Origin of the sequence: Bacillus sp. FSL K6-1106 (assembly GCF_038005245.1) — a bacterium.
Lineage (GTDB): Bacteria > Bacillota > Bacilli > Bacillales > Bacillaceae > Bacillus > Bacillus altitudinis.
In genome coordinates this window covers 84,965-108,169 of sequence record NZ_JBBOSV010000002.1, presented here as the reverse complement: position 1 = coordinate 108,169, position 23,205 = coordinate 84,965, and the positions used below count along the sequence as shown (strand labels likewise).

The 23,205-nt window shown below is 41.1% G+C and carries 24 protein-coding genes and 1 pseudogene; 16 read left to right on the top strand and 9 right to left on the bottom strand.

The window, feature by feature from the left end:
* Positions 1-45 precede the first annotated feature (45 nt).
* The 4 genes and pseudogenes from MHI20_RS15135 to MHI20_RS15120 form a co-directional block, all read right to left on the bottom strand.
* Positions 46-1,191 (bottom strand): serine alkaline protease SapB, encoded by a 1,146-nt coding sequence (locus MHI20_RS15135; protein ID WP_045034875.1) that lies wholly within the window; start codon positions 1,189-1,191, stop codon positions 46-48.
* A 387-nt stretch (positions 1,192-1,578) separates the two neighbouring features.
* A complete protein-coding gene (locus tag MHI20_RS15130; RefSeq protein ID WP_025207047.1) occupies positions 1,579-2,163 on the bottom strand; it encodes a histidine phosphatase family protein in 585 nt (194 codons plus the stop codon).
* Positions 2,164-2,224: 61 nt separating this feature from the next.
* Positions 2,225-3,532 (bottom strand): annotated as a pseudogene (locus tag MHI20_RS15125) (globin-coupled sensor protein); the annotation flags it as partial.
* Positions 3,533-3,611: 79 nt separating this feature from the next.
* The gene (locus MHI20_RS15120) at positions 3,612-5,144 is read right to left on the bottom strand and encodes an FAD-dependent oxidoreductase (protein ID WP_163116413.1); all 1,533 of its coding nucleotides are present in this window, start codon (positions 5,142-5,144) and stop codon (positions 3,612-3,614) included.
* Positions 5,145-5,286: 142 nt separating this feature from the next.
* On the opposite strand from MHI20_RS15120, the gene MHI20_RS15115 reads away from it, so the two are divergent.
* Positions 5,287-6,147 (top strand): SDR family oxidoreductase, encoded by an 861-nt coding sequence (locus tag MHI20_RS15115; RefSeq protein ID WP_046343106.1) that lies wholly within the window; start codon positions 5,287-5,289, stop codon positions 6,145-6,147.
* A gap of 58 nt (positions 6,148-6,205) precedes the next feature.
* Here the strand turns inward: MHI20_RS15115 and MHI20_RS15110 are convergent, their stop codons facing one another.
* On the bottom strand, positions 6,206-6,442 hold the full coding sequence (locus tag MHI20_RS15110; protein ID WP_008348804.1) for an IDEAL domain-containing protein: 237 nt from the start codon (positions 6,440-6,442) through the stop codon (positions 6,206-6,208).
* A gap of 289 nt (positions 6,443-6,731) precedes the next feature.
* On the opposite strand from MHI20_RS15110, the gene MHI20_RS15105 reads away from it, so the two are divergent.
* The 3 genes from MHI20_RS15105 (at position 6,732) to MHI20_RS15095 (ending at position 9,428) form a co-directional block, all read left to right on the top strand.
* Positions 6,732-7,310, top strand: coding sequence for a competence protein ComK (locus MHI20_RS15105; protein ID WP_017366958.1), 579 nt, complete (start codon positions 6,732-6,734; stop codon positions 7,308-7,310).
* 143 nt (positions 7,311-7,453) lie between these two features.
* Positions 7,454-8,560, top strand: a complete 1,107-nt coding sequence (locus tag MHI20_RS15100; protein WP_193804204.1) for an alanine racemase — start codon at positions 7,454-7,456, stop codon at positions 8,558-8,560.
* 385 nt (positions 8,561-8,945) lie between these two features.
* Positions 8,946-9,428 carry a hypothetical protein gene (locus tag MHI20_RS15095; protein ID WP_008348662.1) on the top strand — a complete coding sequence of 161 codons (483 nt, stop codon included), beginning with the start codon at positions 8,946-8,948 and terminating at the stop codon, positions 9,426-9,428.
* 30 nt (positions 9,429-9,458) lie between these two features.
* Here the strand turns inward: MHI20_RS15095 and pdxR are convergent, their stop codons facing one another.
* Positions 9,459-10,898, bottom strand: a complete 1,440-nt coding sequence (pdxR, locus tag MHI20_RS15090) for a MocR-like pyridoxine biosynthesis transcription factor PdxR (RefSeq protein WP_281201498.1) — start codon at positions 10,896-10,898, stop codon at positions 9,459-9,461.
* A 142-nt stretch (positions 10,899-11,040) separates the two neighbouring features.
* On the opposite strand from pdxR, the gene MHI20_RS15085 reads away from it, so the two are divergent.
* From MHI20_RS15085 to MHI20_RS15055, 7 genes are all read left to right on the top strand, one after another.
* A complete protein-coding gene (locus tag MHI20_RS15085) occupies positions 11,041-12,210 on the top strand; it encodes an MFS transporter (protein ID WP_159145571.1) in 1,170 nt (389 codons plus the stop codon).
* A gap of 62 nt (positions 12,211-12,272) precedes the next feature.
* Positions 12,273-12,551: a barstar family protein gene (locus MHI20_RS15080; protein WP_041507495.1), complete on the top strand. Its 279-nt coding sequence runs from the start codon at positions 12,273-12,275 to the stop codon at positions 12,549-12,551.
* Between the two features lie 156 nt (positions 12,552-12,707).
* Positions 12,708-13,658 (top strand): ABC transporter permease, encoded by a 951-nt coding sequence (locus tag MHI20_RS15075; protein ID WP_017366964.1) that lies wholly within the window; start codon positions 12,708-12,710, stop codon positions 13,656-13,658.
* A complete protein-coding gene (locus tag MHI20_RS15070) occupies positions 13,651-14,601 on the top strand; it encodes an iron chelate uptake ABC transporter family permease subunit (RefSeq protein WP_045034717.1) in 951 nt (316 codons plus the stop codon). The genes MHI20_RS15075 and MHI20_RS15070 overlap by 8 nt, the downstream gene beginning before the upstream one ends.
* Positions 14,592-15,350, top strand: coding sequence for an iron ABC transporter ATP-binding protein (locus MHI20_RS15065; RefSeq protein ID WP_019743341.1), 759 nt, complete (start codon positions 14,592-14,594; stop codon positions 15,348-15,350). The genes MHI20_RS15070 and MHI20_RS15065 overlap by 10 nt, the downstream gene beginning before the upstream one ends.
* A 22-nt stretch (positions 15,351-15,372) precedes the next feature.
* The gene (locus MHI20_RS15060) at positions 15,373-16,317 is read left to right on the top strand and encodes a siderophore ABC transporter substrate-binding protein (RefSeq protein WP_340939496.1); all 945 of its coding nucleotides are present in this window, start codon (positions 15,373-15,375) and stop codon (positions 16,315-16,317) included.
* 337 nt (positions 16,318-16,654) lie between these two features.
* Positions 16,655-17,611, top strand: coding sequence for an LCP family protein (locus MHI20_RS15055; protein WP_007499147.1), 957 nt, complete (start codon positions 16,655-16,657; stop codon positions 17,609-17,611).
* A 34-nt stretch (positions 17,612-17,645) separates the two neighbouring features.
* Here MHI20_RS15055 and MHI20_RS15050 read toward each other — a convergent pair whose 3' ends face one another.
* Both MHI20_RS15050 and MHI20_RS15045 read right to left on the bottom strand, forming a co-directional pair.
* Positions 17,646-18,080, bottom strand: coding sequence for a hypothetical protein (locus MHI20_RS15050; RefSeq protein ID WP_039167431.1), 435 nt, complete (start codon positions 18,078-18,080; stop codon positions 17,646-17,648).
* Positions 18,081-18,165: 85 nt separating this feature from the next.
* Positions 18,166-18,528 carry a hypothetical protein gene (locus tag MHI20_RS15045; protein ID WP_017360224.1) on the bottom strand — a complete coding sequence of 121 codons (363 nt, stop codon included), beginning with the start codon at positions 18,526-18,528 and terminating at the stop codon, positions 18,166-18,168.
* A gap of 158 nt (positions 18,529-18,686) precedes the next feature.
* Between MHI20_RS15045 and MHI20_RS15040 the strand changes: the two genes are divergently transcribed.
* Together MHI20_RS15040 and lepB are read left to right on the top strand one after the other, a co-directional pair.
* Complete coding sequence (locus MHI20_RS15040; RefSeq protein WP_017366969.1) at positions 18,687-19,304, top strand: TVP38/TMEM64 family protein; 618 nt, start codon at positions 18,687-18,689, stop codon at positions 19,302-19,304.
* Positions 19,304-19,816, top strand: coding sequence for a signal peptidase I (gene lepB / locus MHI20_RS15035; RefSeq protein ID WP_159145575.1), 513 nt, complete (start codon positions 19,304-19,306; stop codon positions 19,814-19,816). Before MHI20_RS15040 ends, lepB begins: the two co-directional genes overlap by 1 nt.
* A gap of 239 nt (positions 19,817-20,055) precedes the next feature.
* On the opposite strand, the gene MHI20_RS15030 is transcribed toward lepB, so the two are convergent.
* Entirely contained in the window at positions 20,056-21,198 is a 1,143-nt protein-coding gene (locus MHI20_RS15030) for an AbrB family transcriptional regulator (protein WP_007499137.1), read from the bottom strand.
* A gap of 275 nt (positions 21,199-21,473) precedes the next feature.
* Here MHI20_RS15030 and MHI20_RS15025 point away from each other — a divergent pair, with 275 nt between their 5' ends.
* The 3 genes from MHI20_RS15025 to MHI20_RS15015 are packed head-to-tail and all read left to right on the top strand — an operon-like array spanning position 21,474 to position 23,196.
* Positions 21,474-21,896 carry a BlaI/MecI/CopY family transcriptional regulator gene (locus tag MHI20_RS15025; protein WP_007499135.1) on the top strand — a complete coding sequence of 141 codons (423 nt, stop codon included), beginning with the start codon at positions 21,474-21,476 and terminating at the stop codon, positions 21,894-21,896.
* Entirely contained in the window at positions 21,889-22,728 is an 840-nt protein-coding gene (locus MHI20_RS15020; protein ID WP_025207106.1) for a M56 family metallopeptidase, read from the top strand. Before MHI20_RS15025 ends, MHI20_RS15020 begins: the two co-directional genes overlap by 8 nt.
* Positions 22,729-22,785: 57 nt before the next feature.
* Entirely contained in the window at positions 22,786-23,196 is a 411-nt protein-coding gene (locus MHI20_RS15015) for a DoxX family protein (RefSeq protein WP_008348626.1), read from the top strand.
* The last annotated feature ends 9 nt before the right edge of the window (positions 23,197-23,205 follow it).

Genomic DNA, 23,205 nt, shown 5'->3' with positions numbered 1-23,205 from the left:
TAAAAAATCCGGCTCAGTTCGCCGGATTTTTTTGTCACAATTATTTTAGTTAGAAGCCGCTTGAACGTTAATTAATCCTTTTCCATAATAGAACGAATTACCAAGCGGTGTTGCCGTATTTTCTAAGCGCTGACGAACCTGAGACGTTGATAGATTCGGATACTTAGAAAGGATAAGCGCTGCTGCTCCTGCTACATGAGGAGATGCCATTGATGTTCCCGTATAAGACGTATATCCACTGCTTGGTACTGTACTTAAAATCGATGTACCAGGTGCAGAAACATCTAATTCAGGACCTGCGCTAGAAGACGAGTTTCTGACATTGTTGCTGTTCACGTTGGCAACAGCAATTGTAGAGTCGTATTTTGCAGGATAGCCTACGGTGCTAGTAGAGCCAATTGAACCTGAATTCCCTGCTGCGGCAACGACAACTACTCCGCGGTTATTCGCTGTGTCTACAGCATTTTTAAGCGCTGTGGAGCCGTTTGGTCCGCCTAAGCTCATATTGATGACATCCATGTTATTGGCAACAGCCCATTCAATACCGCTGATAATCCAGCTGTATTGTCCATCGCCGTTTCGATCTAACACTTTAACGGCATACAAGGAGGCGCTTGGCGCAACCCCAAGAACACCAATCGTGTTATCAAGGGCAGCAATGGTTCCGGCTACGTGAGTTCCGTGTGATTGAAAGTCTTGTGTGGCATTTGGCTCTGAAGGGACGAAGCTAGCACCGCCTGCAACATTTAAGTCAGGGTGTGCGGCGTGGATTCCAGTATCAAGGACAGCTACTTTGACGTTAGCACCTTTATAACCTTGAGCGTGTACGGCTGGAGCTTTGATTTGAGGGATACCATAAGGGACGGTTTGGGCATATGCTTCTGCTTTGTGGTCTTCTTCTACATAAGCAATGCTAGGGTCGTGTTCAAGTTTTTTTGCGGCTTGTTCAGACATCTTCACTTGTGCAGCATTAATGAGGCGGTATTGTTTTTCTAATTTCCCACCATTTTGTGTCACTGCTTGTTTCTTAGAGCTGTTTGTGGTGGCAGAAGCTTTAAAGCCAACGATATAGCTTTTTTCGCTTTCTGACTTTGAGGCAGTCTCGGCATTTGCCATCGAGCCTCCAAACCCTGCTGAAAACAGAAGAGGGACAGCCAATAAAACACTTGTCATCACATTTTTCTTTTTCACGCACATTCCACATCCCTTTTTTCTTATTTCAGAATAATCATCCGTAGTCTATAAGAATGATCCGTTTGATTATTCTGTATTTTCAGTTTAATAGAGATAGGCAAATAAGAGTAGGCCCGAATTTTTGTGGAAGTCCTAGCGAAAAATAGGGAATTAAGTCGCTTGGAAATGATGGTAAAATATGTTTATTCTATATTTCCAACGGTTTCCTATTAAAAAGGAATCGTGCTTTTTTTCTCATGATCCATTTGAGGATAAACATTCGATACCCGAAATGCCATAAAATAGGTAGAAAAGGCTATCATCTATTTCGAATTTCGATATAAAAAAATATTATTTTATCATTGTTTTTGACATGAAAAAGAACCTGCTATGAAAACAGGTTCTTTAAGAAGGGGCAGATTGTGTTAAATGGCTGACCACGTTGTAATCGTTCACCTTCCATTCACCATCTGTCCATTCCACATAATTTAAGCAGGCATTCTCAAGTCTTGTATCCTTAATACCCATATGTTCGTCAGCTAGTGAGGTGAGTAAGGCATGGATGGCAGCACCATGTGCTACGATTAGTACCCGTTGATCTGGGTAGGTTGCTCTCACTTTTTCGATACCTTCTAGCATTCGATCTTGAAGTGCCGATAGTGGTTCCATATTTGGATACTGTTTATTTGGAAACAGTTTCTGACGTTCCTCAAATGACATGCCTTCAGCGTCGCCATAGTCACGTTCAATAAAATCGTCCATGATCACGAGCGGTGCATGTACATGCTGTAAAATCAAATGAGCTGTTTCTTTTGCCCTTGATAGCGGACTGGAAATGACAACATCCCAGTGGGCATCTTTTAAGTAAAGACCGGTTTGTTCCGCTTGCCATTTACCAGTGTCATTTAAAGGGATATCTGTTCGTCCTTGAATTCGTTTCGCTGCATTCCAATCGGTTTCACCGTGTCTGACTAGGCAAATTGCTGTCAATCAAATCCCGCCTTTTCTATCTTTTCTTCTATTATACTAAAACAGAAGAAGAATGACTGGATCAGTGATTTGTCAGACTCGTTAAGGACTCGACCGAACTTGCCACTTGGGACACTGTTTGTTTGACTTCTTTCAATTCATTTAGGAATGTTTGCAAATCTATTTCAATTTTTCCATTTTGGTTTTTGCTTAAGTTCATGCTGCTGACGATATCATCGAATAGCGAGTTGATTTGGGTCATTTTTTCTTTACTGTCTGTCACAAGTAAATTCACATCAGCAATATGCTGTGACACAATGGCGATTTGTGAATTTGTGTTGTTGACGAGCTCAGATACAGTTGAAACCGTTTTCTTTGTATCCTCTGATAATTTGCGAACCTCATTTGCAACGACAGCAAAGCCTTTGCCATGTTCACCTGCTCGAGCTGATTCGATTGAAGCGTTTAAAGATAGTAAATTCGTTTGCTCCGCAATACCTGTGACGATCCCAAAAATTTGTTCAATTTGTTTCGCGATTTCTTCTAAGCGTTTAATTTCTGTTTCAATCTTTGTCATACTGCCGTCAATTTGGTTCATTTGCGTCTGCTGAATTTCTAACTCTTTTTTACCGCCAATTGATTTCTCTTCAACTTGTGCTGAAATCTTTGTGCCAGCCTGTGACATATCCGCCATCTCATCAGATTTTGATACAAGTTTGTCCACTGCATTTGTTGTGTTTGAGAAGAGAGAAGCAAGTGAATTAGATGTTTCTGTAATTTTTGTATGAAGCTCTTTTTGCTGTAGTTCTGCTTCATCACGAACTTTAGAGTATTCATTTTGGAACGTATCTAGGACAAGCTGCTGCTCTAGATTTAAAATTTTCGTCGTCGCTTTCACTGCCGTCTGATATTCTTTGAAATCTTGGATATGCTGGGCAAATAAATCCATAATGGATAGCAATAGGTCTTGGAAGGCTGCCATATACCATTTAGGTTGAAGTCCAATTCTTAAATGAACTTGTGCAATTTTAATTCTTTTGGCCACATAAGATTCGTCAATCACACCAGCAAACATTTCACTAATATGAATGCGTAGTGTTTTCTTTAGACGCTCGACTGAGCTATTATCTTGAATGATGTGCATCAAGGAAGACTCGACTTCTAGGTTTTTATAAAATTTATCGACGATATGTTCAATTTCATCTTGAACGATTGGATTCAGTTGTTTCAAGATAAAAAGGTCTTGCTGCGTCAAATCAATCATTTTAATTTGTTTGGCAATGTCCGTATTCTCCGGAAAATTGATTCGTTTTATCCCATCATCCTGCTGTGTGAAAAAAGCAGTGTTTTTCTTTTTACTCTCTTTTTTAAATAACAATGTGTTTGTCCCCCCATAATCATCACAAATATCAGACTTTATGTTTTTTATCGGATAATTTTGGTTTTTTTAAAGGGAAAACAGTGAAATTTTACTGTTCTTTATATGACCTTTTTAGTGGTTTTTTAGCCGGACCTTCTACTACTTCTCCCGTAATGGAGAAACGAGACCCGTGACAAGGACAGTCCCACGTGCGGTCACTATTATTCCACGCGACTTCACAGCCTAAATGAGTACAGGTTGTATCGACAAGAAAGATATCGCCGTCCTCAGACTTAAAGGCGCCACATTTTTTGTGCTCATAAGACACAATGCCGCCTTCACCCGGTTTTAAATCATCAATTGTTTGATCAGCTCGCTTTAATTTACCGCTGATCAGCTTCGCTGCAACATTGGTGTTTTCTTTGATAAAGTCTTTTACGAATGCGTCTGACACGAGTCTTGATGGAGTAAAGATGGATTCGTAAGGATTCGATTTTCCTTCGATCAAATCTCCGATCAGTGTCGCTGCTACGTGGCTAGTGGTCATGCCCCATTTTCTAAAGCCTGTTGCCACAAAGATATTCGAATGATGTGATGTCAGGCGGCCAATGTAAGGGATTTGATCCATTGTGACCATATCATGCGTGGACCAGCGGTAAAGGACTTCCGTTATACCAAGGGTGGCTTCACCAAACTTTTCTAGTGCTTCATAGTGTGCGGATTCATCTCCGCCTTGTCCGGTTTTATGGCCTTGTCCACCGATGAGCACGACGTCTTCTCCATGGAATTTTGCCGTTCTTAATGAATGGGCAGGCTGATCAATTCCTAAGTACATGCCGTCTGGAAGCGGTTTTTTTGTTTTGGCTGCGACGACATAAGATTGCTCAGGATGGATTCGCGTGAAATACAGTCCTTTGCCATCGTAAAAAGGAAAGTGTGAGCATGAAATGATAGAGCGCCCCATCAGATGATGGCCACTTTTTGTGATGACAGCAGGGTGTTTTCCTTCTTTTACATCGACTGCCGTTGTCTGTTCAAATATGCGCACGCCTCGGTCAATGAGCTGATCGATCAGTGCATGAAGATAATAAAGAGGATGAAATTGTGCCTGCTGCGTCATGGCGAGGGCTGCCTTGATGCCAGCATCAAACGGGAGCGCTGTTTTCCATTCGCGATCGATACCGAGCTGTTTGTACGCATCTAATTCCTTCTTTAACTTTTTGACGCCGTTTTCTTCTGTTGTATAAAGATAAGCATCTTTTACCTCAAGATGACAATCAATGCCATACTCTTTCACACGTGCTTGGATGAGTTCCTTTGCTTTTTCATTTGCTTCTACATATAAACGGGCTTTCGGCATACCAATATGCTGAATCAGCTCATGATAGTAAACATCATGCTGGGAGGTAATTTTCGCTGTCGTATGTCCAGTGGTTCCTTGCAATACTTGATCAGCATCTATGATGATGACATCCAGTCCGCGTTCTGTCATTTCAAATGCAGTAGCGATACCGGTAATACCGGCACCGACAATGATGACATCTGCTGTAAGGTCTTCGCTGACAGTAGGAAAAGAGGGCTTCACACTATCAGCTAGCCATAACGACTTTGCTTGTTCCGATCCTTTATGTTCTTGTTCCATGTTGTCGCCTCCAGTCACTTATTGTGTATAATTTTTCCACGATGCTGAAAATCATACATTTTAATGAAAACAAGAGCGAAATACATAAAAAAATGAGCAACACATAAAAATAAACGAGATAAAAAGGAAGGAGTGGTCTGACGTGTCAACAAAGCAGCCAAAGAAAACGTTACCGCCTCAGCATCAGAACGAACGTCCCGGACTTGAATATAAAATGAACCCTAGACCTATCTTTGATCGAGAGGTACAAGGGAAAAAGCTGACAGGGAAAACGGCGATTGTCACAGGTGGAGACAGCGGGATTGGAAGAGCAGTATCTGTCTTATTTGCGAAAGAAGGAGCCAATGTAGCGATTGTTTATTTGAATGAACATCGTGATGCGGAAGAAACGAAGGACTATATTGAAAAGATGGGAGGCCGCGTCATCTTAATAGCAGGTGATCTAGGCGATGAAGCTTTTTCACACGAGGTCGTCAAACAAACAAAAGATGCTTTCGGTTCGATTGATATTTTGGTCAACAACGCAGGTGAACAGCATCCGCAAAAAAGCATTGAACAGATTACTTCTCACCAGCTTCTTCGGACATTTCAAACGAATATATTTGCCATGTTCTATTTAACAAAAGCGGTGCTCCCTCATTTAAAGAAAGGAAGCAGTATTATTAATACAGCATCGGTCACTGCTTATAAAGGTCATGAAACCTTAATTGATTATTCATCGACAAAAGGGGCGGTTGTAACGTTTACAAGATCATTATCTCTATCTCTTATCAAACAAGGGATTCGGGTAAATGGGGTAGCGCCTGGACCGATTTGGACACCGCTGATTCCATCCACTTTTACGGAAAAGGAAGTGTCTGAATTTGGTGGTGATGTCCCAATGGAGCGGCCTGGTGAGCCAGTAGAGTTAGCACCGAGTTATTTATTTTTAGCGAGCGAAGACTCTTCTTATATGAATGGACAAATGATTCATGTGAATGGCGGAACCATATTAAATGGATAAAAACAAAAAACTTGCGGTAAAGAGACAAGTTTCTGTCTCTCTGCCGCAAGTAAAATCATCATGATTGATGTAAGCAATGTTCTGCATATTGAGCTGACAGGTCATTAAAACGCTTTTCATCACGCTGATCTAGAGCCTTGTCAATCTCTTCTCTAAGGAAGGTTAAGCGCTGTTTATAAAGCGCCTCATCTAAAACCATTTGAATATAAATGTCTAAAATAGTAACGCCATTCTCTTCGGTTTTTTGGGTGTTGCGGGACTTCATGAGCTCAGCATACGTTTTTTTCTCTTTCATAAAGAATCCCCCCGATGCCTTTTTTATAGTATATGGATTGGCGGAGAAAAAATCAACAAGAATTTATAATTTTTAGACAATTTATTTTTGAGCCATATCGACACCCCTTGTCCAGTCGACAAGATGCGATATATCTTTAAAAATGGCTTTTAGATAGATCGAATGTACTAAATAACATGATAAAAAGATAATTTTAAATAAATATTGAAAAAATCCTGTCGTTTCTTATACGTTGGTGATAGATTAATAGTATCTAAAATAACCAAAAATTAACACAGGAGGAAATGAAGTGTCAGGAATTAGTGAAACACCATTAGATTCATACGTCATTAATCAAACAACAATGGCGGTCCTTCCGGTTGAAGAAGGAAAACGAGTATATTCAAAAGTGATCGAAAGAGAGACAAGCTTTTACGTTGAATTAAAGCCGCTGCAAATTATAGAACGTAGTTGCAGGTTCTTTGGCTCAAGCTATGCAGGCAGAAAAGCGGGAACATATGAAGTAACAGGTATATCACACAAGCCTCCCATCGTGATTGACTCATCCAATCATCTGTATTTCTTCCCAACCTATTCATCCAACCGCCCTCAATGCGGATGGATCTCCCACAAATACATTCATATCTTTCAGGAATCATCCCTCGGAGACACGGTTGTTACTTTTACAAATGAGCAATCGGTCAAACTAGATGTCTCATATAAGTCATTTGAGAGTCAGGTACACCGAACAGCGTATCTCCGAACGAAATTTCAAGATCGACTTGATGGAGGTCTTCCTAAGAAACAAGAATTTATGCTGTATCCAAAGGAACAGCAGCTCAACCTTGTGTATGATTTTATCTTAAGAGAACTTCGTAATCGTTATTAGTGAGAGACCAGCGGCAGACAGCCGCTGGACTGCTTACTCATCGCCATCACTTTTTTGCAGAAAAAACCATTGATTATCGTATAAAAAAATATATAATTTATCTATATCGTATAATTTTTTATATAATGAAAGGGGTCATGGGGATGATGTATGAAGAACTGGATACGCCGGCACTACTCATTGATAAACGGGTGATGATGGAGAATGTAGCGGCGATGCAGCAATACGCAGACCGTCAGCATGTCAAATTGCGCCCTCATACGAAAACGCATAAAACGCCTGCACTTGCCAAGCTGCAGGAAGAGAAAGGTGCATCTGGCATTACGGTAGCGAAAGTAGGAGAGGCTGAAGTAATGGCAGCCCATGGGCTCAAAGATATTTTTATCGCCAATCAAATTGTAGGTGAGACTAAACTCAAGCGGATTCGTAAACTGGCAGAGTCGATACAGATTTCATTCGGTATAGATTGTGTTGAGCATGTGAAGCAGATTGAGCAAGTCTTTCGTGAATCAGAGAAAAAAGCGGAGGTTTTAATTGAGATAGAGGTTGGAGAGGGAAGGTCTGGTGTCATTGAAGAACGTGATTTCTGCCACATATTGGAGGCGATTCAAACAAGTGATGCCGTTCATTTAAAGGGGATTTTTTCTCATGATGGTCATACGTATCAAGCGGAAAGTAAAGCACATTGCCGGACATTATACAAGGAGGCTGTAAATCGAACGCTCCGTTTTGCACAGATTGCAGAAGAAGCTGGTATGCCGCTAGAGGTCGTCAGTATTGGATCAACACCGCCATTTTTATTTCAATTTGATATTCCAAAAGGAGTCACTGAAATACGGCCAGGCACATACATCTTGATGGATGCTTCCCAGTCCAATGTAATCGGCACATATTCACATTGTGCAGCATCTGTGCTGACGACGGTCATTAGTAAACCGACAGAGCGCCGGGTGATTACAGATGTAGGGGCCAAGGGGCTGACGGCACAAACGCGTACAAAAGGGCTGACCAAAACAGAGGGCTTAGGCAAAGTGAAAGAATATGATGATGTATTTGTTTCAAACGTATTTGACGAGCATGCCATTATCTATCATGAAGGCTTTCGTCAAAGTGTACAGATTGGTGAGAAGGTGCAAATGATTCCGAATCACATCTGTCCTGCTGTGAATCTTCATGAAAAAGCATACCTCATTCAAGATGGCAAGGTGGTAGAAGAGCTGGAGATTGCTTGTAAAGGAAAGCTGCAATAAATGGGTAGGATCATAGAGGGTGTTGCCGCTATGCAGAGCAGAATATAAGGTAGCTTCCATTCAAGAAAGATCATCATTTGAAATCCATACATCTAAGGAAAAGGCGCCGAAAGGGGTCTTTTTTATTTGAGAAAAAATGACGAAGATGAAATAGATTGAAACCAAATGTGCCTTTCTCGTCGTCTATTGACTGTATCATCATGAAATGGCAGGGAAATGTGAACCATTAGAAGGATTTTCATTCATTTCCGCATAAATCACAGAAGTGATACATGCGGTCTGTTACAATAAAAATAAGTCATTTCTTACAAGGTGTTCGTATGAGGTAAAAGTTGATCATATTTGACCGATATGAACAAATGGGAAAGAGAAATGGGGGCCCTGTATGAAAAAACGATGGCATTTGATGCTGCTATTTACCGTGACAGTGACACTACTCACGGCCTGCAATCAAGCAGGTCAGCCGCCTTCAAAACAAAACACAAAAGAAGCTGCGTATGAACAATGGGTTCAGCGTTATATGGATGAGTTAAATGAAGCATATGAAAACATGACCGATCAATTTATTTCGGATGGACATGGAAAAATTCAAGTAAATGAAAAATTGACAAAAGCGACGAAAGCATTCGACCGTGTCATTCAAAAAGGGCTTACTCATCAAGAAGTGCCAGCTGTGTATCAAAAGGCAGACAAACAATTAAAGACAGGTCTTGCTTCATTTGAAAAAGGAATTAGCAAGGTAGAGCAGCTGTTAAAGCGTCCTGATCAAGAAAAGCTGTTTATGTCAGCTACTCAACATTTTCAAGATGGATTGCAAGAGACAGCCTCTTTCATTGAAGAAGTGGGAAACGTTCAGCAATCACAATGAAAAGCCTGGAAGAGAGACTTCCAGGCTTTTTTAGATGTGCAGTGTTTGCTTTAATCGGCGTACACCTTCTTGAATCATGGCTTCATCCGTACAGGCAAAACCAAGCAGCAACCCTTTCCTTTTGCTTTCATAACAATAGGGGCTTAATGGATAAATGCCGACACCTGCCGCTTTTGCGGCCTCAATCGTGCCTTGTTCATCAAAGTCTGATGTTCCTTCCAAAAAGACGTGAAGGCCTGTATCGGTTCCATATAAACGGAAGTGTTTGTCAAAGTGATGTGTCAAAAGAGCATCCATCATCGCTGCCTGCCGTTTTTTATACACCTGTCTCATCCGCCTGACATATCGCGTAAACTCTCCTTCTCTGAAAAAAGAGGCAAGAGTGATTTGCTCCATGATCGGCAGCTGTCTTTGAATAAGTGATTGCAGTGCAGCGATTTCTTTAATGACTGCTTTGGAGCCGATGATGGCAGCAAGGCGGATGCCTGGAGCAAGTACCTTGGAAAAGCTGACAATATAGATCACATGATCGGGTGCTTCTGAAAATAAAGAAGGAAGCGGTCCGCCATGATAACGATAATCCCCATCAAAATCATCTTCCAATATGTAAGATTGAGCCTTCGCAGCAAACTGCAGCAGCTCCCGTCTTCTATTGACGCTCATACAGACACCAGTTGGCCGCTGATGAGAGGGCGTTACAGCGATCAGCTTTGTACGTTCTGGCAATGTATTCACCATCATTCCTTCTTCATCGACTGGTGTGGGGTAAATAGTCATTTCGCGATGTAAAAAGGACAACCTAGCTCCAGGAAAACCAGGATCTTCAACAGCGACTGTATCTCCTTTTTTGAGCATGACTTGTGAAATCAAGTCAATGGCTTGTTGTGTGCCCCCTGTTAACACCATTTGGTCTTCTTCTATATCAATGCCGCGTTCAACCGATAAGTATTGGCGAATTTCTGAACGCACTTCCCATAATCCATGCGGAGAAGAATAGCCCCAATCTTTCATATTTAAGCGCTGTAATGCTTTTAGAAGCGAGCGTTTCCATATGTTTTGAAAATGGTCGTCGATGGCTGGTTCTTGATGGCGGAAATCAATCTCAAGTGTGTCATGAAATTGATTGGCCGAGAGCCAGTGATCCATTTGTTTCTCAGCCTCGTCAAAGTGAGGTCTTGTCGGAAGTGCAAAAGGCGGTTCGTTTTGATGTGGGGGAGAAGCAGCATTGTGATCACTTGAAATGACCTTTGTTCCGCCTCTTCTAGAGGTGCTGACATAGCCTCTTGCCAGCAGTTCATCATAGGCAAGCTGTACGGTGGATCGAGATACGTTGAGCTCTTGTGCTAATACTCTTGACGGAGTCAACTGATCATCAGGATTCAGTGTGTTTGTATGAATTTTTTGAATGATGCCATTGACGATTTGCTGCCAGAGCGGGATAGAGCTGGAACGGTCTAAATGAATGTACACAGTGCACCTTCTTTCCTTTGTCATGTCATCATGATGATGACATGGAATTATGGACTGGTCAATAGCTTCATTTTTGGATGTGGGAAGAAATCCAAATGATGTGTACACTGGTTCATATCATTTACACAGAGGAGAGAGTCCCATGATTCCTGCATCAAAAGAAGAAACAGCACAGCTATCTATGATTCCGTTTGTGTTCGTTTTATTTAGCCTTTTTATGATTACAACAGCAGTGAACCTGCAAGTCCCTCTTTATACGGAATATGCAGAGCACGCAGGATACGGAAAGGCGTCAACAGCCCTTGTGTTTGCTGCGTATGTTTTCGGACTGATTCCAGTATTATTGTTACTTGGCGGCATGTCTGACCGGGCAGGACGAAAACCGATTTTATTGATCGCACTTTGCTTTTCATTATGTGCCACCCTGCTCATGATCGTGCATCCGACCATACAAATGCTCTTTGTCGCCCGGCTGCTGCAAGGAGTGGGACTTGGGTTAAGTGTTGGCACATGTACTGCCTACTTGATTGCTTTATATCCAGAGAAATCGGGCTGGATCCCAACGTTTATCGCATTATGCAGTTCGATTGGATTTGGGGGAGGTGCTCTTTTTACAGCGATTCTTTCTTTTGAGCAAGTGTCACTGACGCCTCTTAGCTATTGGATTGTGTTGGTCTTGATTATGTTGACGATTGTTGCTGTATTCTTTTTGGTGCCGCCTGTACAAGGGGAGGCAAGTAAACCGCTAATGAACATGCCGAGGTTTCCAAAAGGGACAATGCCTGCGAACATAGCCATTGCTATCGCATGGTCTGTGTGCGGTCTTGTCATTTCGATTTTGCCAGCACAGCTTAAATTAAATGGCTATGAATTGTGGGTAGGCCCGGCGCTGTTTTTTATTAATATGGCAGGTGTTCTGATGCAGCCTTTTGTCCGAAAGATGAATAGCAGTGCAGCGCTTCGTATCGGTTTTATTTGTCTTCCGTGTGGATATGGCCTGTTGTTATTCGGTGCTAATAGCGGGTCCATTTTCCTTGTCCTTGCTGGAACTCTTTTAGCGGGCACAGCTTGCTATGGATTTACTTACTTAGGCGGTCTCCAGCTGATTGTTGAGAAAGGGAAGAAGGAAGCGGCTAGAGCCGTTGCTGGATATTACTTGTTTGCGTATCTAGGTCTTGGCATACCAAGTGTGTTCGTTGGTCTCTTTGCTGATATGTACGGTACTCAGACAGTGTTAACGCTCTTTTTCATGCTCGTGCTGGCTGCCTGCCTGATCTTACTTAGTTTAAGTTTCAGAGAGAGGCAAAAGTGAAATGGATTCTTTCTCTTTCCTCTCCAATTCGTTTAAAATAAAGACAGAAGAGGGGGAGGGAAATGAAAAAAGTACAGCTAAATGGTGCGATGTGCAGATCACAAGAGGAGCTTCATGATCAACTAAAAACAGTGTTACAACTTCCTGATCATTACGGCAAAAATCTTGATGCCCTTTGGGACTGTTTAACAGGAGAAGTGAGCTTGCCTTTAGAGCTCACGTGGATTCATTATCAAGCAAGCAAAGACGAGCTTGGTGATTATGCAGAGAATTTGCGGCAGTTATTTCAAGAGGCTGAAGAGGAACTGCAAGGGCAGTTTCAATTGAATATTGAAGCGTAAAAAAGCAGCTGATCCCAAAAGCTGTTTTTTTTATGCGGTTTTCACCCTCATTCTACTATTGAATATTTCACTAAATATGATAATATATGAACTGTCGCTTAATTGATAATGATAATCATTTGTGGCAGAGAGCTTGATAGAAAGTGTGAACCCTGTATGAAGTTGTACCAATTAAGTTTGTTGTTTGTGTGTTTGGCATGTGCGTCGCTGTTTGTCGGGGTACAGGACCTGTCTCTTTTACAGTTGTTTCATCTATCAGATGAACAAATGAACACCTTATTTTCAAGTCGCATCCCGCGGCTGATGAGTATTGTGCTTGCTGGCATGAGCCTGAGCTTATGCGGTTTTATCATGCAAAGCATGACGAGAAATAAATTTGTCTCTCCAACGACTGCAGGAACAATGGATTGGGCCAAGCTGGGTATTTTAACCGCCATGCTTGTTTTTACACAGGCAAGCCCGCTGATGAAAATGGCGATTGCGTTTTTATTTACGTTAGCTGGCAATCTATTATTCTTAAAAATTTTACGCCATATTAAGGTGAACGATACGATCTACGTACCGTTAGTCGGCTTAATGTTTGGCGGAATTGTTAGTTCAATTTCCACGTTTATAGCCTATAAATATGATTTGATCCAAAACGTATCCGCATGGCTGCAAGGGGATTTTTCTCTTATTGTTCAGGGGCGTTATGAACTGCTCTATGTGAGTGTTCCTCTATTGATCATCGCGTATTTATATGCTGACCGCTTTACAGTGGCTGGTATGGGTGAGAGCTTTGCCGTCAATTTAGGTTTAACGTATAAACGTGTCATGGCAGTTGGTTTGGTGATTGTTTCGATGATTACGTCTGTAACGATTTTGACTGTTGGCATGCTGCCATTCCTCGGCTTAATCATTCCGAATATTGTATCGATCTACCGAGGTGATCACTTGAAAAAAAGCCTGCCGCATACGGCTTTATTAGGGGCCATTTTTGTGCTCATATGTGACGTGCTCGGACGAGTGATCATTTATCCATATGAAATATCTGTTGGGCTTATGGTCGGCATCATTGGAAGTGCGATCTTCCTGTACATGTTATTAAGGAGGAAGCGCTATGCATAAGAAACGAACATTATTTCTCATTGCAGCCATTGCAGCCGTATTCGTTGTCATCTTCGTCACCTTTCAAATGGGGTACTGGGAGTACACAGTGCCGAGCCGTTTAAAAAAGGTGCTTGCCATGACTTTGACAGGAGGCGCGATTGCCTTTTCTTCTGTTGTGTTTCAAACATTGACCAATAACCGAATCTTAACGCCAAGCATTTTAGGGTTAGACGCGCTTTACTTGTTTTTGCAAACGGCGATTATTTATCTTTTTGGATCGACCAATATGATGATCGCGAATAAGAATCTGAATTTCTTTCTCTGCGTTGGATTAATGATTCTTTTTTCTGTGCTGCTCTATACGGTCATGTTCAAGCGCAAAAACAAGCATATTTTCTTACTCCTGCTTGTCGGGATTGTGTTTGGAACATTGTTCAAAAGTCTTTCTTCCTTTATGGAAATGCTCATTGACCCGAATGAATACCAAGTCGTACAGGACAAGTCTTTTGCCAGCTTTAATCACATGAACACAGATATTTTACTCTTCGCTTCTCTTTTATTTGCGGCACTTTGTCTTTATATATGGACCTTCCGCGCGAAATTAGATGTCATGTCATTAGGAAAGGAACAGGCTGTGAATCTCGGGATTGACTATGACGGGATCACAAAAAAGATGCTGATCGTCATTGCCGTCCTTGTTTCGATTGCGACGGCCCTCGTCGGCCCGATTACGTTTCTTGGCTTACTCGTTGTCAATGTGGCAAGAGAGCTGTTTCGTACATATCGGCACACGTACTTGCTATTAGGCTCGTTTTTCATTAGTGTCATTGCGCTTGTAGGCGGGGAATTTCTTGTGGAAAAGGTATTTACGTTTCAAACACCGCTTAGTGTGCTGATTGATTTAGTCGGCGGACTGTATTTTATTTATCTACTTTTAAAGGAGAGTCGTTCATGGTCGTGATGAAGGGAGTCAGTAAGACATATAACGGAAAAACAGTGCTTCACGAAACAACTGTCAGTGTAAAAAAAGGACAGCTGACCTCTCTCATTGGTCCAAATGGCGCAGGCAAAAGTACGCTTTTGTCCATCATGAGCCGCCTGATTCAACCTGATACTGGGGAAGCTTATTTAGAGGATAAACCTTATCGTGCGTACTCTCCTCAGGAGCTTGCGAAAAAAATGAGCATCTTGAAGCAGTCGAACCACATGAGTGTGCGTTTGACCGTTCGTGAGCTTGTCAGCTTTGGCCGCTTTCCTTACTCTCAAGGCCGCTTGACAAAAGAAGATGAGAACATGATAGATGTGTCGCTTCAATACATGAGACTCGTCGAAATCCAGCATCAATATTTAGATGAACTAAGCGGCGGACAAAGGCAGAGAGCCTTTATTGCCATGGTGCTGGCTCAGGATACGGATTATATTTTCTTAGATGAGCCTTTAAATAATTTAGATATGAACCATTCAGTTGAAATGATGAAGCTGTTTCAGCAGCTCGTGAAAGATCTTGGAAAAACGATTGTTGTTGTTCTCCATGATATTAACTTTGCATCTGTCTATTCAGATCACATCGTCGCCTTAAAAGAAGGTCAGGTGATCAAAGAAGGAAGCGTTGATGAAGTGATTCAAACAGAAGCACTTGAACACATTTATGACATGCGCATACCGATCGAAGTCATTCGTGGTGAGCGTATTTGCTTATATTTTTCTTAAAAAAATGAAGAGGTGATCAATCATGAAAAAATGGATTTGGATGATAACAGTACTAACAGCGATTGCTGTCCTTGCTGCCTGTGGTAACCAAGGGAACACAGCGGGAACGAATGAGGAAACCGTAACAGTAAAGGATATGTTGAATAAAGACGGTGTGAAGGTCAAGAAAAACCCGAAAAAAGTCGTCGTCTTTGATATGGGAAGTCTCGATACACTTGATAAGCTTGGTGTCAACGTGACAGCCTTACCAAAACAAGTGATCCCTACATATTTATCTAAATATGAAAGTGACAAATATGAGAATGTCGGCGGGTTAAAAGAACCAAACTTTGAAAAAATTGCAGAGATGAAGCCAGATTTGATCATAATTCAGCACCGTCAAGCAGATGCATTTGATGAATTTTCTAAAATTGCTCCGACGATTTATATGGATGTAGATAATGCAAACTATATGGATTCATTTAAAAAGAATGCTGAAACATTAGGAAAGATTTTTGATAAGGAAGACAAAGTCAAAAAAGAACTTTCTGCCATTGACCAAAAAGTGGCTGCATTAAAGAAACAAGCAAAAGAGTTAAAGAAAAATGGTCTCGTCATTATGGCGAACGACAGCAAAATGACGGCATTTGGTCCTAAGTCAAGATATGGTCTGATCCATGATGTATTTGGGATCACACCAGCAGATCAAAAGCTAGAGCCATCTGATAAACATGGACAAAGCATTTCGTATGAGTATATGGTCAAAACGAACCCAGATTACTTATTTGTCGTGGATCGCGGCGCGGCGATTGGAGAAGAAACGTCTGCGAAACAGCTTGTTGAAAATGATTATGTGAAATCAGTCAAAGCGGTTAAAAACAATCATGTGGTGTATTTAAACTCTGACATGTGGTATTTAGCAGGCGGCGGCCTTGAATCATTGAATGCGATGATTGATGAAGTGAAAAAAGGAATTGAACAAAAGTAATGGATGAAAAGCTGCTCATTTTGAGCAGCTTCAGCGTGTAGACAAACCCTCGCATTCTTTGTCAGTCCTGCGTGCTGGTGCTCACGAATGTGAAATTCGCTCCGCGCCAGTACTCGTCCTTTCTAGACTGCAAAGGTTTTCTATCACGCTGAAAAGAAGACAAAGGGCTAAAATCAAGTTCATTTTAGCCCTTTGTCAGCAATCTGAAGCTGCTCATTTTGAGCAGCTTTTTTATTGTGGATACATAAAAATATGTTGCGTGCAGGAAACTTTCATCAAAATATGTTATAGTGGAACCTACATTGTGAGACTAAGATAGAGTGAGGGTTCGGAAAGGATGAAGGAGAAAACAAGATCAAAAAGAAGGCTAAGACCTTGGGTGAAAGTCGTGCTGTTTATCATGGCATTTGTCATGATCATGGCAGTATCTGTCACAGGATACGCATACTATAAAATTTCAAAAGCGTCGAATAAAGCGCAAGTATCTTTAGAAAGAGGAGAGACCTCGCAAAAGCGTGTGAAAGCTTTTGATCCAGGAAAGGATAGCTTTTCGGTGCTGCTCTTAGGGATTGACAGCCGTCCAGGTGAAACGGTAGACGAAGCAAGAAGTGATGCGGTCTTACTGGCGACGGTGAATCGAACAGACAAAACGATCAAGCTCCTAAGTATTCCTCGTGATTCTTATGTTGATATACCGGGGAGAGGATATGATAAAATTGCTCACGCCCATGCGTTTGGGAGTGCAGATTTATCAGTCAAAACGGTAGAGAATTTGTTAAACATCCCGGTAGACTATGTGATTGCAGGAAACTTTAAGGCGTTTCAAGACATTGTCGATGAGCTAAATGGAATTGACGTAACGATTGAAGATGAAGGCATTGCAAAACAAATGGAAAAGGATTCGAAAGGAAAAGTTCATGTGGAAACCGGCACGCATACGCTCAGTGGTGAAGAAGCATTAGCGTTTGTGAGAACGAGAAAGGCAGATAGTGATCTCATGCGTGGAAAGCGCCAAATGGAAGCACTTCAAGCCATCTTTGAAAAATCCAAATCCATTTCTTCCATACCGTCTTATGACAACATCATTGATACACTTGGGGATAACGTCTCCACCAATTTATCCATGAAGCAGTTGATCGGTCTATTCCCTTTACTGAGTTCATTAAAATCAGTGGATACTATCCAGTTAAAAGGGCACGATTACCAGCCTGGGAATGTGTATTACTTTGAGTTAGATGGACCAGGATTAGAAGAAGTGAGACAAGAGCTGAGAAAACAGCTCGAATTGTCATAATGGAGAAAGAGCCTGCCGCTGTGGCAGGCTTTTTTTAATAATAGAGGGTTGCAGGCATCGTTGGGTACCACACACCATTTAAAGCAAGCGCCCAGCCATACACCTTTTGACCTGATTCAATCTTGTCCTTTACCGAAGTGAGTGCTTCGTATGAAAAGACTTGATAAGCCTGTCCGGTTTTTTTAGCGACAATGACCGATAGAATATTGTCATTGAATACACTTGGCTCTTCGTCCGTACTCGTCCAAGCAATTCGATTATAGTAATTCATGTTAAAAGGATTTTCGAGTGCTTTCACTTCAAACTTCACTCGTTTTCCAACGATAGAAACCGTTGTATAGGCTACACTTGTTATTTGTGCAGATGCTGCTGGGGCTTGTTTTCCTGTTTGGAGTGGTTCTAATGCTGACACTGTGCTTGGCACAAGTAATCCTGCTGCTAAGGTGAGTGCTGTTATTTTTTTGAACATGAGTTGGAACCTCCTAATTTTTGGTATAACAATCAATTCGCCAAAAACTGAAGAGTTCCTTCTATAAATGTAAAATATAACCATATTATTTTCCTGAATGGAGGAAATAATGGGTGAGCATTTCCTCTACACGATGACGTATACGGGGATTAAAATATTTATGCTTTTCTTCATAGCCATTTATCAGAAATAAATATGTCGTAAATCCTTCATCGTGTTCAATTTGCTGTACGTTCATTTTTTCTTTACGTAACTGTTGTTTCAGTTGATAAAGGGCTTTTTGTGCTTCTTTTAATGAAGAGGTGACTAGCTGAATATATGGTTCATTTAGTTTGAATGTTTGATGTTTTTTAAGGTACGTCAAATCACGATTGAGGATGGAGATGACCATTGGAAGAAAGATGGCCTGTTCCATCATCTGAAGCTGTACGCTTGATAATCTCGTCATGTCCATGCCTGCTTTCTTTATTTATAGAACATTTGTTCTTATTTATTATATCGGATGAGTTAAAAAATCTCAAGGGGGGATGAGAGGGATTCATTTGTATATTTTTATGTTTTCCATGTAAAATGAAAGATAGACAAACCTTGAAGGAGTCAAACAAGTTGCCATTATTTCTTTCTATATTTACTCATGAAAATATCACATCATTTTTTGAAAGCTACAAGGCTTTTGGACCCATTGTGGCTATATTACTCCCTTTAATAGAAGCATTTCTACCGTTTTTACCTCTCGTGGCATTTGCGGTGGCCAATGCAAATGCTTTTGGGCTATGGGAAGGCTTTTTATTGACCTGGATTGGTGCAAGTGCAGGGTCTATCCTTGTCTTTTTACTGATCAGAAAATTTGGACAGATGAGGATGCTGAACTTTATTAGCAGACACCCTTCTATTCAAAAGCTAATGCTTTGGGTTGAAAAACGGGGATTTGGTCCGTTATTTATTTTACTCTGCTTTCCTTTTACACCTTCTGCTGCCGTTAATGTCGTAGCAGGTCTATCAAGAATCAGCGTCTGGCAGTTCTCATTAGCTGCTTTATCAGGGAAGTGTGTCATGCTCTTTATTATTAGTTTTATTGGCTATGACATTTCAGCTTTAGTAAAGAATCCGTTAAGAAGTGTTTTTGCGGTTCTAGTCATTGCTTTATTATGGTATGTTGGAAAGAGAGTAGAAAATAGGTTGAATATTCGGATGAGTCAGCGTGAGGACAAAGGAGGCTCTTAATGAAAAAGAAGCCATTGCTATGGTTCATGATTATTACATGCATCGTCTTGTTGTTCCAAGTAAAGAATTTCATGTTTGTCACGTACAAAGTAGAAGGGGTTAGTATGTACCCGACATTTACAGATGGAACAGAATTATTAATTAACAAGTTCTCGCCAAAACTCACGAAAATTAGCCGGTTTGACTATGTATTATTTCATGGCCCTAAAAATCAAATCTTGATCAAACGGGTCATTGGACTTCCAGGAGAAACAATCAAATATGAAGATGATCAACTGTTTGTTGATGGTGTAAAATGGAAAGAGCCGTATTTAAAAGAGCAGAAAAAACATAAAATGGGCAACGTCCTAACAGGTGATTTTCAGCTGAAAGCCATCACCGGTCGTCAGAACATACAAAACAATCATTACTTCGTGATCGGAGATAATCGAATACATAGCTTTGACAGCCGGCATTTTGGAACGATCTCAAAGGATCAAGTAGTCGGTGTAAAAAGGAATCATGATGAATAAAAAAGAGCCGCTCTGCTTATGCAAAGCGGCTCAGCGTGTAGACAAACCCTCGCATTCGTTGTCATGTCTGCGCTCCAGTGCTCACGAATGTCAAATTCGCTCCGCTCTGGTGCTCGACCTTCCTAGACTGCAAAGGTTTTCTATCACGCTGAAAAGAAGACAACGGGCTAAAATCAACATCATTTTAGCCCGTTGTCAGACCATCTGAAAGCCGCTCTGCTTATGCAAAGCGGCTCTTTTTATTTAGCGGCTTTATAATCAGTCTGTCTTTTTGCCCAGACATGATGTAAGAAACGAAAAAACGGTGGCAGCATGGCGATGACCAAAATAATTCTGACGACTTGTACAGCCACAACAAATGTGGAATCCTCATGAAGTGTAACAGCTGTTGTGGCCATTTCCGCAATACCGCCAGGCGAAAAAGCAAGAATGGCCGTAATGACAGAAATACCTGTTATTTCTGCAATGGCAATTGAACTGAGAACGGTCGCAGCAATCAATCCGGCTGAGCTGACGACGGCCACAATCAAGGTATTTTTTAGCCCGACAAACATTTGTTTATTCATTTTTGACCCGATGGTTGCCCCTAGAAATACTTGTGACGCAATGTTCGCTTGGGCTGGCCAGTAAGGAATCAAATCATGACCTGTCAAGGCGCCTGCCCCTACTTGGAGAGCCGCCACACCTAACATACTGCCGATCAGCCAAGGGGCGGGAAAGTGAAGACGCACGGCTAGGCGTGACATCAGCCATGCCCCTAAAATGAGTGCAGCAGTCCAAGAAATGTTTGATATTGTGAAAACGCCTGATGAGAAGGCGCTGCCTTGGGCGACTACCACATCTGATTGGCTTTTTGTATTTAAATAAAATACCGTAAATGGAATGGTCAGTACGACCATTAACACGCGTATCGTTTGTACAAGACTCACTACAGCTGTATTTGCTCCAACCTCTTGGGCGATGCCCGGCATAGCGGAAAGACCGCCGGGGGCAGTGCCTACAAAGCTGGTCAGCATATCTGTTTTACTCAGCTTCCATAAGACAAACCCGGAGAGCATGGCTAATAAAATAGAAAAAACGAGCATGAAACTCACGGGAAGCCAATTTTCAGCGAAAATGTGAAGGACTTTCATGTTCATTTTTTGTCCTAGTTCGATTCCGAGAATGAATTGACCAAGGAGTAGCCATCTGCTGTGAATACGTAAGGTATTCTTTCCTTTACGCTGAAACAGGGCGGGACGGCGCAGGGCAATAAATGCAGCTGTCATTAATGTGCCAATCATCCAGCCGATAGACATCCCTGTTAGAGACAAAAGGAATCCACCTAAACCGCTTACCGCAATCAAAATGAGATCGGTTCGAAGGCTGTTTCCTTGCTTCATCACGTATAAACCTTCTTCCTGTATATTTGTTCAGTAAGTGAAATGTTGTTATCTTCACTATAATACAAAAGTCTCTATAAATAAAATACGAATTTTTTTAGTATTTTCATAAGATTATCTTATGGTTAACTCTGTTAGAAAAGAGATTTTTTTGATATAAATGACATATAATTTTCGCCAAAAACAAATACAATATACAACGATTTTCCCCTATTTTTGTTATCTGTTGACTATCATTTTCAATTACACTACAATGCTTAGTGTGAGGTGATGACATGAAAATTCCTTCTTTTAAATATAACGAAAAGGGATTGAACCGCTTTTTCGGTCCTTTAGAAGGAAGGATTATGGAGATCCTTTATCAAGGTGAGGATATGCCGATTAAAGAGGTACAGCAGAAGCTGTCAGATGAGAAGCCAATTAATTTCAACACGGTCATGACGGTACTCAATCGATTAACCGAAAAAGGAATTGTGGAAAAGAAAACAAAAGGGCGTTCATCTATCTATAACCCTGTTTTAACAAAAGAAGAATTTCTAAATGAGCAAACGAAATGGATTACTCAAGGACTGATGGATGATTTCGGCCCCCTTGCAGTCAATCATATGGTGGACGCAATTGAAAGTGCTGATCCTGAATTACTGAAGGTACTCGAAGCAAGGCTTGCATCCAAAAAAGAGGAGAAACGACATGATTAAAATGAAGTCGAGTCTGCTGTTTTTAGGCGGTATATTGATTGGCTTAGTGATCTTTTACCAGATGGGCTATTATGTACTCTCAAGCTTTTTTGGCTGGAATCAAGCATATAACCTGATCCATGTATGTCAATCTGTTCTCGAATTTTATGGATTCACTCCTTTAAAGTATTTTCTGGATGCGTTCGTCTTGTATACGCTTGGTTTTGCCGTTTTCTATATGACAAAGCAGGTCAGAAAGTATCTTCATTTCAAAAGAAATATGATGATGGCAGTCGATCAACATTCAACGCAAAGTCTATCAGACAATTATAGAAATGAGATCATTGTGTTTCATTGCCATGAACCGCTTGCTTTCGCAATGGGGATGCTTCGGCCAAAAGTGTATCTCTCAACAGCGCTTATAGACATGCTGGATGAAGGGGAAATCGATGCTGTTGTCTATCACGAATTACATCACAAATACAGCTACGATCCTTTAAAGACTTTCGCTTTCTCTATGCTCACAAAAGTGATTTGGTACATTCCTGTGTTAAAGCATATGAGACAAAGTTACTCCGTTTTTCGTGAAGTCATTGCAGATGACTATGCCATTCAGCAGACAGGGACTGAGCTTGGAGTAGGGCAAGCCCTTTTGAAACTCATTAAAAATAGAACCCAGTTTCAAAAACAAACGAAATTTGCCGTGTCCTTTGGAGACCGAGCATTGAATTTAAGAATCCAAAAGATCTTAAACCCAACATACAACATACCGTTCAATGTACCACTTATCCCAATTGTGACATCAACCATCCTCATGCTGGTCTTAATGATTATGCTCAACTTAAATTACTAATTTTTTTTACGAATGAACATTACATGATGTAGTGTAAAAATGGGAGGAAATCACTATATGAAAACAAATCAAGAAATAGGAACACTTTTTGTACGCGTCATCTTAGGCATTATTTTCTTTTTACATGGGCTTCAAGCATATCAAGGTGGACTAGGAGGCACTGCTGCATTTTTTGGTCAAATTGGTGTCCCAGAATTTATGGCCTATATTGTCAAAACAATTGAACTGGTTGGTGGAATTGCCCTGATTCTAGGTTTAGGCACACGTCTTTTCGCAGCTTTATTTGTGCCAATTATGGCTGTAGCCATTATCACAGTTGGTTTTGCAAGAGGATTTGTGGGCGGTTATGAATTTGAACTTTCTTTAATGGTCATGGCGCTTTACTTGACACTTAGTGGCAGCAAGATGCTATCGATTGATGGATTGTTAAAACAACAGCAGCAAAGCAATGAAGCAAAATTTCATTAAATAACAAAA

Excerpts from the sequence above, each read along its gene's own strand:
- MHI20_RS15060 (WP_340939496.1), top strand. The coding sequence starts at position 15,373 with ATGAAAAAATGGATTTGGATGATAACAGTACTAACAGCGATTGCTGTC.
- MHI20_RS15045 (WP_017360224.1), bottom strand. The coding sequence starts at position 18,528 with ATGACGAGATTATCAAGCGTACAGCTTCAGATGATGGAACAGGCCATC.
- MHI20_RS15020 (WP_025207106.1), top strand. The coding sequence starts at position 21,889 with ATGATTAAAATGAAGTCGAGTCTGCTGTTTTTAGGCGGTATATTGATT.
- MHI20_RS15025 (WP_007499135.1), top strand. The coding sequence starts at position 21,474 with ATGAAAATTCCTTCTTTTAAATATAACGAAAAGGGATTGAACCGCTTT.
- MHI20_RS15100 (WP_193804204.1), top strand. The coding sequence starts at position 7,454 with ATGATGTATGAAGAACTGGATACGCCGGCACTACTCATTGATAAACGG.
- MHI20_RS15110 (WP_008348804.1), bottom strand. The coding sequence starts at position 6,442 with ATGAAAGAGAAAAAAACGTATGCTGAGCTCATGAAGTCCCGCAACACC.
- lepB (WP_159145575.1), top strand. The coding sequence starts at position 19,304 with ATGAAAAAGAAGCCATTGCTATGGTTCATGATTATTACATGCATCGTC.
- MHI20_RS15030 (WP_007499137.1), bottom strand. The coding sequence starts at position 21,198 with ATGAAGCAAGGAAACAGCCTTCGAACCGATCTCATTTTGATTGCGGTA.
- MHI20_RS15015 (WP_008348626.1), top strand. The coding sequence starts at position 22,786 with ATGAAAACAAATCAAGAAATAGGAACACTTTTTGTACGCGTCATCTTA.
- MHI20_RS15095 (WP_008348662.1), top strand. The coding sequence starts at position 8,946 with ATGAAAAAACGATGGCATTTGATGCTGCTATTTACCGTGACAGTGACA.
- MHI20_RS15055 (WP_007499147.1), top strand. The coding sequence starts at position 16,655 with ATGAAGGAGAAAACAAGATCAAAAAGAAGGCTAAGACCTTGGGTGAAA.
- MHI20_RS15120 (WP_163116413.1), bottom strand. The coding sequence starts at position 5,144 with ATGGAACAAGAACATAAAGGATCGGAACAAGCAAAGTCGTTATGGCTA.
- MHI20_RS15085 (WP_159145571.1), top strand. The coding sequence starts at position 11,041 with ATGATTCCTGCATCAAAAGAAGAAACAGCACAGCTATCTATGATTCCG.
- MHI20_RS15075 (WP_017366964.1), top strand. The coding sequence starts at position 12,708 with ATGAAGTTGTACCAATTAAGTTTGTTGTTTGTGTGTTTGGCATGTGCG.
- MHI20_RS15065 (WP_019743341.1), top strand. The coding sequence starts at position 14,592 with ATGGTCGTGATGAAGGGAGTCAGTAAGACATATAACGGAAAAACAGTG.
- MHI20_RS15050 (WP_039167431.1), bottom strand. The coding sequence starts at position 18,080 with ATGTTCAAAAAAATAACAGCACTCACCTTAGCAGCAGGATTACTTGTG.
- MHI20_RS15080 (WP_041507495.1), top strand. The coding sequence starts at position 12,273 with ATGAAAAAAGTACAGCTAAATGGTGCGATGTGCAGATCACAAGAGGAG.
- MHI20_RS15070 (WP_045034717.1), top strand. The coding sequence starts at position 13,651 with ATGCATAAGAAACGAACATTATTTCTCATTGCAGCCATTGCAGCCGTA.